This is a genomic window from Oribacterium sinus (genome assembly GCF_963553175.1).
Classification (GTDB): domain Bacteria; phylum Bacillota; class Clostridia; order Lachnospirales; family Lachnospiraceae; genus Oribacterium; species Oribacterium sinus_B.
Window position 1 is genome coordinate 51,444 of record NZ_CAUVME010000009.1, and the last position, 14,617, is coordinate 66,060.

The 14,617-nt window shown below is 45.1% G+C and carries 12 protein-coding genes; 11 read left to right on the forward strand and 1 reads right to left on the reverse strand.

Features of this window, described 5'->3' with window-relative positions:
- Window positions 1-147: 147 nt before the first annotated feature.
- From RYO92_RS03935 to RYO92_RS03965, 7 genes are all read left to right on the forward strand, one after another.
- Window positions 148-1,278: a BMP family ABC transporter substrate-binding protein gene (locus RYO92_RS03935; protein ID WP_315369549.1), complete on the forward strand. Its 1,131-nt coding sequence runs from the start codon at window positions 148-150 to the stop codon at window positions 1,276-1,278.
- A 70-nt stretch (window positions 1,279-1,348) separates the two neighbouring features.
- Entirely contained in the window at window positions 1,349-2,896 is a 1,548-nt protein-coding gene (locus tag RYO92_RS03940; RefSeq protein ID WP_315369550.1) for a YjjI family glycine radical enzyme, read from the forward strand.
- 230 nt (window positions 2,897-3,126) lie between these two features.
- The gene (locus RYO92_RS03945) at window positions 3,127-4,071 is read left to right on the forward strand and encodes a YjjW family glycine radical enzyme activase (protein WP_315369551.1); all 945 of its coding nucleotides are present in this window, start codon (window positions 3,127-3,129) and stop codon (window positions 4,069-4,071) included.
- 129 nt (window positions 4,072-4,200) lie between these two features.
- Entirely contained in the window at window positions 4,201-5,694 is a 1,494-nt protein-coding gene (locus RYO92_RS03950) for an ABC transporter ATP-binding protein (RefSeq protein WP_315365848.1), read from the forward strand.
- A 2-nt stretch (window positions 5,695-5,696) separates the two neighbouring features.
- Complete coding sequence (locus RYO92_RS03955; protein ID WP_183683478.1) at window positions 5,697-6,770, forward strand: ABC transporter permease; 1,074 nt, start codon at window positions 5,697-5,699, stop codon at window positions 6,768-6,770.
- Window positions 6,760-7,686, forward strand: a complete 927-nt coding sequence (locus tag RYO92_RS03960) for an ABC transporter permease (protein WP_183683480.1) — start codon at window positions 6,760-6,762, stop codon at window positions 7,684-7,686. The genes RYO92_RS03955 and RYO92_RS03960 overlap by 11 nt, the downstream gene beginning before the upstream one ends.
- A 102-nt stretch (window positions 7,687-7,788) precedes the next feature.
- Window positions 7,789-8,964, forward strand: a complete 1,176-nt coding sequence (locus RYO92_RS03965) for an AI-2E family transporter (protein WP_315369552.1) — start codon at window positions 7,789-7,791, stop codon at window positions 8,962-8,964.
- A 211-nt stretch (window positions 8,965-9,175) separates the two neighbouring features.
- Here RYO92_RS03965 and RYO92_RS03970 read toward each other — a convergent pair whose 3' ends face one another.
- Window positions 9,176-9,910 carry a DJ-1 family glyoxalase III gene (locus RYO92_RS03970; protein WP_315369553.1) on the reverse strand — a complete coding sequence of 245 codons (735 nt, stop codon included), beginning with the start codon at window positions 9,908-9,910 and terminating at the stop codon, window positions 9,176-9,178.
- A 243-nt stretch (window positions 9,911-10,153) separates the two neighbouring features.
- On the opposite strand from RYO92_RS03970, the gene RYO92_RS03975 reads away from it, so the two are divergent.
- The 4 genes from RYO92_RS03975 to RYO92_RS03990 all read left to right on the forward strand — a co-directional run bounded on the left by RYO92_RS03975 (window position 10,154) and on the right by RYO92_RS03990 (window position 14,496).
- Complete coding sequence (locus tag RYO92_RS03975; RefSeq protein WP_315369554.1) at window positions 10,154-11,500, forward strand: dicarboxylate/amino acid:cation symporter; 1,347 nt, start codon at window positions 10,154-10,156, stop codon at window positions 11,498-11,500.
- A 771-nt stretch (window positions 11,501-12,271) separates the two neighbouring features.
- A complete protein-coding gene (locus RYO92_RS03980; RefSeq protein ID WP_315369555.1) occupies window positions 12,272-12,823 on the forward strand; it encodes a C-GCAxxG-C-C family protein in 552 nt (183 codons plus the stop codon).
- 9 nt (window positions 12,824-12,832) lie between these two features.
- Entirely contained in the window at window positions 12,833-13,747 is a 915-nt protein-coding gene (locus tag RYO92_RS03985) for a TDT family transporter (protein ID WP_007158263.1), read from the forward strand.
- Window positions 13,748-14,109: 362 nt separating this feature from the next.
- The gene (locus tag RYO92_RS03990) at window positions 14,110-14,496 is read left to right on the forward strand and encodes a VOC family protein (protein ID WP_314832983.1); all 387 of its coding nucleotides are present in this window, start codon (window positions 14,110-14,112) and stop codon (window positions 14,494-14,496) included.
- Window positions 14,497-14,617: the final 121 nt, after the last annotated feature.

The window sequence follows — 14,617 nt, forward strand, 5'->3', positions numbered from 1 at the left end:
AAGATGAAATAAAGCAAGGAACTGACTTGTCACCGTATTCTTTCTTCCCTATAATGGGAGAGTACATGTGACAAGTCTTTTATTATTTGCCAAGGGATTCGGAGGAAAACGGCGAATAGAAAAGACTTCATCTAAGGAGGACGAGAAATGAAGAAAAGAATCTTTGCGGCATTCCTGGCTTTGACCATGGCGTTCAGCTTAGCGGCTTGCGGTGCTTCCGGCGGAGAGAAGAAAGAAAGTGCAAAGTCTACCGAGCAGGGTTCCGAGAAGGGTACAGAGGCAGGTTCCGAGAAGGCGGAGGAGAGCAAGGCGGAAAAGAAGGATGCTTCTTCCGGCAAGGGTCTGAAGGTTGGTATTGTTACCGACGTAGGAGGAGTAAATGACGGTTCCTTCAACCAGTCTGCTTGGGAAGGATTACAGAGAGCACAGAAGGAGCTTGGTATCGAGGCAAAGTATCTGGAGTCTAAGACCGATGCGGACTATAAGCCCAATATCGAGACCTTTGTGGATGAGGACTATGATTTAATTATTTGTATCGGTTATGCTTTGGCAGATGCTTTAAAGGCAGAGTCCGCTTCCAACCCGGATGTAAAGTTTGCCATCGTGGATGATGCTTCCTTAGCGGATGTTTCCAATGTTACTTCCCTGATGTTCGAGCAGGCACAGGTTTCTTACCTTGCAGGATATGTAGCAGGAAAGACCACCAAGAAGAATACTGTAGGTATCGTTTTGGGTATGGCAACCGACATGATGAACCAGTTCGGATACGGCTATACAGCAGGTGTTTTGGATGCCAATGCCAATGCTAAGGTTTTACAGGCCAATGCCAACTCCTTTGCAGATACTGCAGCAGGAAAGACCGCAGCAAACAATATGGTAACCAATGGAGCTGATGTTATTTTCCAGGTAGCCGGCGGAACCGGACTGGGCGTAATCGATGCTTGTAAGGAAGCTAAAATCTGGGCTATCGGTGTAGACAGTGATCAGAGCTCTATCGCTCCTGAGACCATTTTGACCTCTGCTATGAAGAGAGTGGACAATGCGGTATTTGATGTAAGCAAGGAATTGGTGGAAGGCAACATCAAGGGCGGTGTAAAGACCTATACTTTGGCTGATGAAGGTGTAGACCTTGCTCCCGGTACGGAGAACATTGATCCTGCAGTGGTTAAAGAAGTAGAAGAAATAAAGAAGAAGATTGTTTCCGGCGAGCTGAAGGTGCCAAACAACAAGGCAGACTTTGAAGCAAAGTACGGAGATGTTTACGAGTTAGACAACTAAGTACAGAGAAAATACTACAGGGATGTGAATTTTCTGAAAGAGTAAGACAGGGGAATAGAAAGGACAGAAAATGAAAGAAATATCCATGGAAAAAGTTGAAGCGGCTCGGCAGGCTATGCTGGAAACAGTAAAGTCAAAGAGCTTGACCCACGAGCAGAAAGTAGCCACAATGGCCAATCATGCGGACTCCCTTCTCTCTGTTCTGGACCTTCCCGAAGGACTTTTGGAAGTTTTACGTTGTGAGCCGGAGAAGCAGTGCATTTGCGACCTTTTCGAAGGAAATGCTCCTATGCGTCCCCGCTATATCATCCCGGATTATGAGAAATTCTTTCGGGAGGGCTCCGCTTTCTTGCAGGTAGAGCCTCCCAAGGATTTGTACGAAGCCATTAACGCTTTGCAAATCTTTTATAAGCATGTTCCATCCGTAACCAATTATCCGGTTTATGTAGGACAGCTGGACACCCTGCTTGATCCCTTTGTGCAGGATATGGACGAAGAGCTTGCCTTCAAAATGATTAAGCTTTTCTGTATCCAGATGGACAGAACGATTCTGGACTCCTTCGCCCATGCCAACATTGGCCCCAAGGCTACCAAGGCCGGAAGACTTTTGCTTCGGGCTATGGAGGAAACCAAGGATGCAGTCCCGAATCTTACCTTGAAATATGATGAGGAGCTTACCGAGGATGACTTTGCCATTGAAGCCATTCGCTGTGCTATGGCCAGTGCCAAGCCAAGCTTTTGCAACCACCGGATGTATTCCAAGGATTTTTCCGGAAATTATGTGATTGCTTCTTGCTACAACGGCTTGGCATACGGAGGGGGAGCCTATACCCTTGTTCGCCTGATCTTAAGTAATATTGCCAAGAGGGCCAAGGACAGAAAGGATTTTCTGGAGAAAGAGCTTCCCTATATCATGGATCTCTGTGTGCGCTATATGGATGAGCGAATTCGTTTTATCGTGGAAGAGTCCGGATTTTTCGAGAATAACTTCCTGGCGAAAGAAGGCTTTATCCATAGAGACCGTTTTTCCGCTATGTTCGGCTTGGTGGGACTTGCCGAGGCGGTCAATATTCTTCTGGAAAAGGAAGGAAAGGGTGATTGTCGCTTTGGCCACAGCAAGGAGGCAACGGAGCTGGGAGTAGAGATTATGGATTGTATCTCTGCCTTTAATGAAGCCCACAAGAATCCTTATTGTGAGGTCAGCAACGGACATTTCCTCCTCCATGCCCAGGTAGGTATCTCCACAGATGTGGAAATCAGCCCGGGAACCAGAATTCCCATCGGAGAGGAGCCGGAGAATCTGGCAGACCAAATGGAAGTTCTGTCTCATTTCCACCATTACTTCCCCTCCGGAACGGGAGACCTTTTCCCCATTGACAGAACCATTCACCAAAACCCGGAGTATGTTTTGGATATCATGAAGGGGGCATTCCAAAAGAACCTTCGTTACCTTTCCTTCTATTCCAACGATTCCGACGTGATTCGTATTACCGGATATCTGGTGAAGAAATCCGAGATGGATAAGCTGAAGCAGGGGAAGAGTGTTTTGCAGGACACCGTGGCCTTAGGTCTGGGTGCTGCTGAAAACGGAAAGATTCTGGAACGTAAGGTTCGATAATAGTATTCAAGGATTGTATTATGTTTTTACGAAAGAGGAGGCGTGTTCAAGCTTCCTCTTTTTCGTTATACTGGGAGAAGATATTTTCGGCTTTGCCGGAAAGAGTAGGATTAGGGAGCATTACATCCCCCAGAGGGAAGTGGAATGAAGGAGATTGTACCTCGCAGAGGATAGTAGAATTAGGGAGTTTACATTCCGCAAAGGATAGTAGAATTGAGGAATTTCGTACCATGCAAGAATTAGCAGTAAAGAAAGAGCAGCAAGAAAATATAGAAAAGCAAGAAAATATAGAAAAACCGGAAATCAGAGCTGACCGGGGACAGGCAGAAATCAAAGTCCCGGTAAACAAGATTATCCCCTTCAGCTCTGTGGACGGTCCGGGAAATCGAACCGCAATATTTTTACAGGCCTGCAATCTGGACTGTAAGTATTGCCATAATCCGGAAACCAGAGCCCTGTGTATTCACTGCGGAGACTGCATTCCGGGCTGTCCCACCAAGGCCATTTATTGGGAAGAAGGAAGGATAGCCTTTTCTCCGGAAAAATGTATCGGCTGTGACCAATGTATTCATGCTTGCACACACAATGCCAGCCCCAGAATCCGCCGGATGAGTGCGAAGGAGGTGTTTCAGGAGGCTTCCAAGAACCTTCCCTTTATCCGGGGAATCACCGTGTCCGGGGGAGAGTGTACCCTTTATCCGGAATTCTTACGAGAATTGGGAATGCTCTGTAAAAAGAGGGGCATAGGATTTTTACTGGATTCCAACGGCTATTATGATTTTTCCAAGGACGAAAAAGATTTATTGCCTTACATTGACGGGGTGATGTTGGATATTAAAGCCTATAATGGGGAAGAGCATAAAAGGGTTACCGGGTTTTCCAATGAGAAAATTCTAAAAAATATGCGAATTTTAGCAGAATATGATAAACTCTTTGAGGTAAGGACGGTAGTGGTACCGGGACTTTTTTCCGGAAAGGATACGGTGGAGAAGGTATCCAAGGACTTGTCTCCTTATGTAAGGAATGGACAGAAAATCCGCTATAAAATCATTGCCTACCGGGAGTTTGGGGTACGGGAGCAATATAGGCAGTTTGAGAGTCCCGGTGAGGAAGAACTAAAGGCTTTGAAGGAGCTGGCCAAACAGGAAGGGATGCAGGACATACTCTTGATTTAATTAGGAATTTAAGGGAAATCGAGGAAGGAGAGCATTTGGAAGATGGGAAGAGATGAAGAGACAAAGGCATGGGAAGGGACTCCGAATGCTACAGCTGAAGACGGGAAAGCACAGGAACCTGTTATTGAAATGCGAGACATTGTGAAGCGCTTTGGAGATTTCGTGGCCAATGACCATGTGCAATTAAAGCTTCATAAGGGAGAAGTTCTTGCGATTTTAGGAGAAAACGGAGCAGGAAAGTCCACCCTGATGAATATCCTCTACGGCATGCTTCGCCCAAGCTCCGGAGAAATTCTGGTTCGTGGACAAAAGGTAGAGATGGACAGCCCGGAAAAGGCTATTTCCTTGGGAATCGGTATGGTGCATCAGCACTTTATGTTGATTCCTCCCTTTACCGTTGCGGAAAATATTATTCTGGGAGCGGAGCCCATGCAGGGGCTTACCGTGGATTTAAACGGAGCGAAGAAAAAGATTCGGGAGCTTTCCGAACAGTACCATTTGATGGTGGATGTGGATGCCAAGGTGGAAGACATCAGCGTGGGCATGCAGCAAAGAGTGGAGATTCTGAAGGTTTTGTACCGTGGTGCGGACATTTTGATTTTAGACGAGCCTACCGCCTCCCTTACTCCTCAGGAAATTGATGAGTTAATGGAAATTATTTCCCATTTGACCAAGGCCGGAAAGTCCATCCTGATTATTACCCACAAATTAAAGGAAATCAAATGCATTGCCCATAAATGTATGATTATCCGACAGGGAAAGTACATTGATACCGTGGATGTATGTTCCTGCTCGGAGGACGATTTGGCAGCCATGATGGTGGGAAGAAAAGTGAATCGAGTAGTGGAAAAGAAGGCTCAGGAGCCGGGGGAAGTGGTGCTTTCTGTGAAAAATCTCCATGCCAAGGACTATAGAGGGGTGGAAATCCTAAAGGGGCTAAATCTGGAGGTAAGAGCCGGAGAAATTCTGGGACTTGCCGGTATTGACGGAAACGGCCAATCGGAGCTTGTGGAAATCTTAACCGGACTGGCTCATGCTACAGAGGGAGAAATTCAGCTTTTAGGAAAGGATATTTCCTGCAAAAGCCCCAGAGAAATCTTTGATGCAGGCCTTTCCAGCATTCCGGAGGATCGGCAGAAGCACGGTTTGGTACTGGACTTCTCCGTAGCGGAGAACCTGATTTTACAAAATTACGGAGAAGCGCCCTACTCTAAGGGAGGAATTTTACAGAAGAAGGCTATTGAAGAGCATGCCTCCAGGATGATTGAGAAATTTGACATTCGTCCGAAGGGCTGCGAAAGCCGTGCAGCAGGACAGCTTTCCGGCGGAAATCAGCAGAAGGTGATTATTGCCAGAGAGGTGGAAAATGACAAGTCGCTCCTCATTGCCTTTAACCCCACCAGAGGTTTGGATGTGGGAGCCATTGAGTTTGTGCATAAATATCTGGTGGAACAAAGAAATAAGGGCAGGGGAATTCTCTTGATTTCCTTTGAGTTGGAGGAGGTTATGGGCTTGTCCGATAGAATCGGCGTTATTTTCTCCGGAAATATTCAGAAGAGCTTCGCCGGAAATGAGGCGGATGAATATACCTTAGGACTATATATGGCAGGAGGAAAGGAATAAGTATGAAAGAGAAAATATTAAAGAGTTCCTTGCTTTACACCCTTCTTTCCATCGCCATCGGCTTTTTGGTAGGGGCTGTTTTATTGCAGGCCATCGGGGTTTCTCCGGTGAAGGCCTACGGAAAATTGTATCAGGGTGTTTTTGGTAAGCCTAAGTTTATGTTTTACAGCATCATTTACGGAGCACCCCTGATTTTCACAGGTCTGTCCGTTGCTTTCTCCTTCCGTACCGGAATTTTTAATATCGGCGCAGAGGGCCAGTTTGTGATGGGCAGTCTGGCAGCTGTTGTGGTGGGTATTTTATTTCCTTTGCCTGCGCCCCTCCATGTGCTTCTCTGCCTTGTGGTAGCGGCTCTTGCCGGCGCTTTTTGGGGCTTTTTGGTAGGCCTTCTCAAGGTGAAAAAGGGTATCAATGAGGTGCTTTCCTATATTATGTTTAACTGGATTGCTTTCTATTTTTCCAACTATGTGGTGAATTTAAAGACGATTCATACCGACCAGGGAGCAGAGGCCAGTAAGAATATTTTAGCGACCGCCTCCATGAAGATTCCCCAGGCTTTGATCCCCTTTGCGGGAGGAGCGGAGCTTCATGCCGGCGTACCCTTGGCTTTGCTTTTTGCCTTTCTGATCTGGTTCATTCTGAGCAAAACCACTTTTGGCTATCAGCTTCGGGCGGTGGGCTATTCCCGCAGTGCTGCGGAGTATGGGGGAATCAATTCCAAGAGAGTTTTCCTTTTGTCTATGTCCTTATCCGGTGTTCTGGCAGGTCTTGGGGGAGCAGTGCAAATCCTGGGTATGTCTGAGCGTGTCTCCATGTTTGCCGCCCAGGAGGGCTATGGCTTCCAGGGCATTACGGTGGCGCTGATTGGAGGAACCCATCCCCTTGGCTGCATTTTCTCCGGTCTTTTCTATGGCGCCATGAAGTATGGCGGAAACAAATTAACAACGGTGGATGTTCCTGCAGAAGTGGTAAGCATTATCATGGGAACCATCATCATTTTCATCGCCATAACGCCGGTGATTAAAAATCTGGTACAGAGAGGATTCCAAAAGAAGGGAGAGAGCCATGCTGAATGATCTGGGATTACTGTTAAATGCGGTTTTGATTTCTACACCACCCCTCCTCTTGGCAGGGCTTGGTTCTTGTTGCTCCGAACGTTCCGGTGTGGTAAATATCGGAATCGAAGGAATGATGACTCTGGGCGCCTTTGTAGGAGCCTGTGTGGCCTATTTTACCGGAAACGGATGGCTGGGATTTTTTGCGGGAGGCTGTGCCGGAGCTCTTCTTGGCTTGATTCATGCGGTGGTTTGCGTGTCCCTTCATGCGGATCAAACCATTGCGGGAACGGCCATTAACTTTGTCGGACCGGGCTTTGCAGTTTTCCTTTGCAAAGCTATTTTTGACAATTCTTCGGACACACCGGCTTTGGATTTATCCGCAAAGCTTCCGAAGATGTTTGAAGGAAAGTTTGCTTCAGGTTCCTTCCTGTATAATGTGGTAAGCACCTATTCCGTGGCTTATCTTAGCTTTCTTTTGGTGCTTTTGCTTTGGTTTATCTTCTTTAAAACCCGTTACGGTATGCGGCTCCGAGCAGCAGGAGAACACCCCTGGGCCTGTGAAACCCTGGGAATCAATGTTTATAAGGTTCGCTACATTGCGGTGATTCTTTCCGGCTTTTTGTCCGGCCTGGGAGGAGCCTTTGTGACCTTGGCTACCGTATCCCAATTCCGCCCCTCCGTTATCGTGGGACAGGGATTTATCGCCATTGCGGCGGTGATTTTTGGAAAATTCACGCCCCAGGGAACCTTCCTGGGCTGCCTGATTTTCGGATTGTGTAACGGTCTTCGTGCATTGCTTGGATCCGGAAATATGGTATCTCCTCACTTGCTCTCCATGATTCCCTATGTGGTAACCATCCTGACCTTGGTATTCTTTGTAGGAGCAGGACACGTACCAAAGGCAAACGGCAGAATCTTTGTTCGGACGAGATAAGGAAGAGTAGCGAGTATAAAGACAACGATGAAAGTAAAACAACCGGTCAGGGCAATAACTGCGGTTAAAGCAAAGATAGTAGAAGAGAAGGGAAGTAAAGAAATGAATTGGAAAGATTTATGGAATAAAAAATACCTGATGATTTCGGTATATGTATTGCTGACGGCACTCCTGTATCATCTGGGAAGCCGTTTGGTGGATCATCTGGAAGGGATTCCCTCATTATGGACAAGGCACTTTTCCTGGCTGTCCCAAGTGACTTCTCCTTTGCTCTTGGGATTTGCTTTGGCGTATTTGCTGAGTCCTCTCTGTACCATACTGGAGAGGGCCTTAGGGAAAATTCCTCTTTTTCAGAAGAAAGAGAAACTACGGAAAAATCTGGGCATTCTGCTTTGCTATCTCTTGATATTACTTTTTCTGGTACTGCTTGCCTCTCTTTTTGTATCCGTCCTGACCAAAAATATTCAGCTGATTCAGGGAGAAGATTTTGCTAAGGGATTGGAGAGCGTACTGCTTCTTTTAAAAAGTTTTTATGAGGACTTGAACCAAAGAGTTTCAGAGATTCCTATTGCGGGAAATGATTTGCAGGAGGGAATACGAACTTTTTTAGCAAAGCTTTTAAGCTTTGTACAAAAACTGGGCAGTAATTTCATATCCTCTGTGGGAAATATGGGAAGCCTGATAGGCACTCTGCTCTTTGGTATTATTTTTTCTATTTATTTTCTGGCAGATGGGGTAAAGATTGCGCTATATTGGGAAAGAATTTTTCGCCTAATCTTGGGGGAAAAGAGAGTTTTAGCCTTTCGCGGATTTCTAAAGGATGCGGATAGAGCCTTTTCCGGTTATATCCGTGGACAGATGATTGACGGCATCATTATGGCTATTTTGGTTAGTTTTAGCCTAAGTCTTATAGGGGTACGCTATGCCGTAGCCATAGGAATTCTTACCGGGATTGGAAATCTAATACCCTATGTGGGTCCCTTTGTAGCCTATGGAACCACCATTTTGGTTTGCGCTCTTTACGGAGACTTTGCCAAGCTGCTTCCTGCTGTATTGGCGGTTTTTGTGATTCAAACCATAGATGGAAATGTGATTAACCCTAGACTCCTCTCCAACAGTATAGACATTCATCCCCTGCTGGTGATTATTTCTTTGATTATCGGAGGGGCAGTGGGCGGCGTTTTGGGTATTTTCTTGGCAGCCCCCATCGCCGGTTTGATTAAGTTACAGGTGGATCGGATGATAGAAAGAGGGGAAGCAAAGAAGGCGAATTTATAAATTTACGGTTTTCTAATAAGGATAGGGATGAAATTCGTGGCACGCTTTCGCTAACTTCGCCCTGCAGCGGATACTAAGCGAAAAACTACAGTACCTTAGTTTTTCGCAAGTACCGGCGGGCTCAGATTGCCACTCATTTCATCCCTATCCTATAGAAAACCTGGTTGAATTTATTGCTTCACCTCTTAATGATAATTGAAACAATATAGGTTTAAATGCAGTTCGGGTGTTGAACCCCTTTCTTCAGTTGTGCAGCTTTTTCAGCACCTTCCAGTCTTTCCACCAGTGCCAAAGCGAAGTCTAAAGCGACGCCCATTCCTCTCCCGGTGATGATCTGTTTTCCGACTTCCACGGCTTTTCCGCTCCATTTTGCACCGTCTACGTCGGAGATGCCTTCTTCAAAGCCCGGATAGCAGGTGAAGTGTTGCCCTTTCAAAAATCCCAGACGTCCGAAAATGCCGGGAGCGGCACAGATTGCGGCCAGATCCTTTCCTGCTTGGAACTGCTTTTGCAAAGCTTCCAGCAGGCTTTTATTTTCCTCTAAGTGGGGAACGCCCGGGATTCCACCGGGTAAGAAAAGTAAATCTGCGGCGGAAAAATCATTTTCCGTAAGCTCGGAAATATTCTTATCACAGAGGATGGTAATCTGGTGGGAGCCCTTCACGAGCTTATCCGGAGCAACTGCAATAAGCTCCACCGAAACACCGGCTCTTCGTAAAATATCCACCACCATTAAACATTCAATTTCTTCCGTGCCTTCCGCAAAAAATGCCAGTACCTTTTTCATAGAAACTCCTTTCAATGCTTTTTGTATTTCATTACAGTCATTACTTTCATTACAGCCATTACCGCCATTACTTTCATTACAGCAATTATAGCCATTACTTTCATTACATCCATTACTTTTATTGCTGCCGGTGCTTAGCTTTCTTACACTACGATACATATCTTACTCCATTTTTTGAAAAAGAAATAGAGTGAGAAGAATTGTGAGCAGAAGAGCAGGAAAATGTTTGAAAAAGCTTTGGAAAATTTTACCTTGCAAAAAAAAGCTTTTTGAATAAAATATTAAAAGTAGTATAAAATTGTAATAATTTCACTAATCATATCAGTAAAGTACAGGATTTCTTTGGCGGAAATGTCGTAAAAGTGGAGTGTAAGGGTGATTGGTTGAAAGAAGGGAGAGTCTATGGGAGAAAACAAAGAAATAGTAGAGGAAAGTGGAATGATGTCGCAGAACAGCGCAGATGTAGAGAGAGAAGGCAGCTCGAAACAGAACCCGCAAAATAAGGGAGGGCTTGGAGCCTATAAGGAACCGCTGCTTCTCCTGCTGTGTGTAACGATAGGTGCTGTTTTAGGATTGGTATTTCGGGAGAAGGTGGCATTTTTAAAGCCGGTGGGACAGATTTTTCTAAATCTTTTGTTTACCCTCCTGGTACCGCTGATTTTCTTCTCTATTTCCGCCTCCATTGCCAACGTATCGGATACCAACAAGGTAGGAAAATTGCTTTTTTACCTGATTCTGATTTTTGTGGGTACCGCAGCTATCGCGGCTATATTGATGTTTACCGTAGTGCATTTTGTGGGACTGGATACCAATTTGAATCTGGTATCGGAGGCGGTAGAAGAAATCAAGAAAACGGATATGGCTACGCAGATTGTAGACATGTTCACGGTTTCCGACTTCCCATTGGTCATCAGCCGGGCCCACATCCTTCCTTTAATTATCTTTTCCATCTTTACCGGAATGGCAGTTTCTCTAATGGGAAAGGAAGGCGAATACATTGCCAATTTCCTCAGTCAGTGGTCCAAGGTCTTTTATAAGATGGTTTCTCTTTTAATGAAGCTGGCCCCCATTGGAATCGGGGCCTATTTTGCGGATTTAACCGGTACCTATGGAATGGATTTGATTAAAACCTATGGAAGAGCCTTACTTACCTTTTATCCCACGGTTATCGTATATTTCTTCCTTTTCCTTGGCTTCTATGCTTTTCTGGCAGCAGGCCCCTGGGGAGTGAAAAATTTCTTCCGGGTAATTTTCCTTCCGGCATTAACGGCATTGGGAACCAGAAGCTCTGCAGCAGCCATTCCCTTACAGCTGGAATCCTGTGACGAACTGGGCGTTCCGAGAGAGATTTCCTCAGTGGTAATTCCTACCGGAGCCACCTGCCACATGGATGGAGCATGTCTTGCGACAGTATATGAGATTTTATTGGTTTCCGCACTCTTCGGCCATTCCTTCCATGGAATAGGAGATTATCTTTATGCGATAGTGGTATCCGTAGTAGCCAGCGTGGCAGTTTCCTCCGTACCCGGTGGCGGAGCTGCGATGGAAACCATGATTCTTGCGGCCTTCGGTTTTCCGCCACAGGCCTTGCCTATGATGCTGATGCTGACCCAGCTTTTTGACGCCGGATGTACTTTATTGAACTCCTGCGGCGATACGGTGGCCTCCATGCTGATCAGTAGAATCATGCTGGGAAAGGATTGGTATAAGAAAAAGGAAAGCAGAGAGCTTTCTTCTGAAAATGCTTAAAGCAGATAAAAGTTGGCTAATTCTCCTTCTGAAAATGCCTAAAGGCAGATGAAAAACCGGCCAAACCGACTTCCGAAATAAGCCGGCAAGCAACGAAAAAATATACTGTTTTAAAGCAGAAAAAGTACGGTATATTTCATTTATATCTATGCATAAAATGGATTTATGCAAAAAGCTCAAATTGATAATTATTTTAATGAAGAAAACAGGATAAAATGCCCAAAAGGATTGAAAAAGAATTGACAAGCCAGGAGAAATAGGGTAGAATTGCCTTACTCGAATCGATAAGGATTCGACCTAAAAATTGGCGAACAGGTTTAATCGACCCTTACTACTCTATACAGCAGAGGACCCGACGGAGACGCCGGGTTTTTTGCTATCTATAAGGAAATACAAGGATTTTCCCAAAAGGAGTCAGAAAGAAAAGAAAAAGCTCCTGTGCATAAGGAAGGAGATTTTATGCAATTTCCCTTAAAGATTAATTATAGTAAAAACACATAAAAAGAGAGTTTTATAAGAATTCAAAATTAGACTTTAACCATTCCCTTAGATAAAATAGATGCGGTCGGAGAAGAATACTCATCATTGTCTTTCCTCAAAATCACTTTTCCGAGAAACAGAAGTGAGCGTAAAATATTTTCCTTTCATAGACCGGAAAGAGCCTATCAGAAGGGGGAATTTTTTTTATCCCGATAAGCGAAAGAAATTTCGTCAGGGAGATTCTGTTTACTACATTCAATGTTGGAAAGACGTCATAAAAGGAGAAAAAACATGGAGTCTATTGTTACTTATCATGCAACGAAGGTAAGCCCTCAGGAAGTACAGAGAAAGGCAGAAGAGCAGTATGCCGGCGGATATTTCTGCTGTGAGGCGGTAATGTCCGTAATCCGTGACGCTTTCCAGGCTGATGTTCCGGAGTCCGTTATTGCCATGTCTTCCGGTATGTCTATCGGAGCAGGTCGTTCCGGCTGTATGTGCGGAGCTTTAAACGGCGGAATCCTTGCTCTTGGTATGTTCTTCGGTAGAACAACACCGGACGGACCTAAGGATCCAAAGGTAAATTCTTTAATGGCATTGTCCAAGGAATTACACGATTGGTTCAGAGATTCCAATGCTAAGCATGCCGCTTGCTGCCGTGTTCTTACCAGAGGCTTTGATATGGCAGGGGGAGAGCATAAGAAGCAGTGTATTGCTTTCACAGGACTTTGCGCCGGAAAGGTTGCAGAGATTCTTTGCCGAGAGTTAGGAGTTGAAAATGTTGATTCCGAGCCTATTAAGGGTCTGGAAGCACCTTACCTTCCACCTGTAAAAGAAGTGGTATAAGGAGGAAGTATGGAAAAAATCAAAAGAGTGCCCTTGGCTATTTCCGGTGTGATTTTGGGAATGGCGGCTTTGGGAAATTTATTACAGTCCTACGGTGAGGGGATTCGCCTGATTTTTGGAGGAGTAGCCTTTGTACTGCTCCTTCTTCTTCTGTGTAAGGCGATTTTCTTTCCGCAGGTACTCAAAGAAGAATTCAGCAATCCCATTGGCGCCGGTGTTACCGCCACCTTCCCCATGGCTTTAATGCTGTTTTCCGTGTATGCAAAGCCCTTTGTTCCGGGCATTGCCTTTCCCTTATGGTGTGTAGCCATCCTGCTACAGATTCTTTTACTCCTCTATTTCACCAAGACCTACGTTTTACACTTTGAGGAGAAAAATGTCCATACAGTATGGTACATCGTTTATGTGGGAATCGTAGTGGCATCCCTTACTTCTCCTGCTTATAAAATGCAGGCTTTGGGACAGGGAATCTTTTACTTCGGCTTTATCGCCCTGCTGATTCTTTTGGTGGTGGTTTCGAAACGTTATCTGAAAATGCCGGTACCGGAACCTGCAAAGCCTTTAATGATGATCTATGCAGCACCTATGGCTCTTTGCACTGCCGGCTATAATCAGGCATTTGCAGAGAAGAATCAGGGATTTGTACTCTTCTTACTGGCAGCAACCTCAGTGATTTACCTTTTTGCCCTGGTAAAGAGCATTTCCTTCCTGAAGCTCCCCTTCTACCCAAGCTATGCAGCCTTCACCTTCCCCTTTGTTATTTCCGCTATTGCTACAAAGCAAAGCGTGATGGTTTTAGGGAAAATGGGAATGAGCCTTGCCTTCATGCAGCCGGTGGTTTTACTGGAAACCATCATTGCCGCAGGCTTTACCATCTATGCCTGCCTGAGATTTTTGGAGCATATCTTCCTTAAAAAGGCTTAATATAGAAAGTCTCAAAGGGACTGAGAAAAATAGAATGAAACAGCGTATCGAATCAATAGGTCCGAAGCAGGGGTAATCTGAGCCCATGGGTTCTTAGCTTTTGTTCTTTGAAAGCTTAGAACCCCTATGAGGCGAAGTTAGCGAGAGCGTGCCCCGCTTCGGACCTATTGATTCGATAGCGCTAGTAATGGTGATAGTGATAGTCCCTTTGATACCCCCGTTAGTTTCTCCTATTTGTTTCTAAAATTCTCTTTATTCTTTGGAGAATTCCTTGTCATTGAAGTTTTTCTCTGTTATCCTAAGGAAACACTTGCGGAGATGGACAGACAGAATAGTTGAAGGACAACGGAAAAGGGGAAGCAATGAGCGATTTTTCATTTAATCATTTTAATTTCAATGTACTGGATCTGCAGAGAAGTATGCGCTTTTATGAGGAAGCGCTGGACTTACATGAATTAAGCAGAAATGAGCAGGATGATTTTATCATCGTGTATCTGGGAGATGATTCTACGGATTTTCGTTTGGAGTTAACCTATCTGAAGAATAGAACAGAAGCCTATGACTTGGGAGAGCAGGAGTTCCATTTGGCTCTTAGGACTGTGGATATCGGTGCAGCCCATGACCGGCATGAAAAGATGGGATGCATTTGTTTTGAGAATCACGGCATGGGAATTTATTTTATCGAAGACCCGGATGGATACTGGATTGAGATAATTCCGGATAGAACCAAGCCTATTACTTGGCGATAAGGTAAGAATAAAGAAAGCGACTTCTAAGGGATTTTCCCAAGGAAGTCGCTTTTTGCATTTTTAACGAGTATCGCTAGCGTAGTGTGCGGTATATCGTTTATGAGTTTTACATTATGTGGTA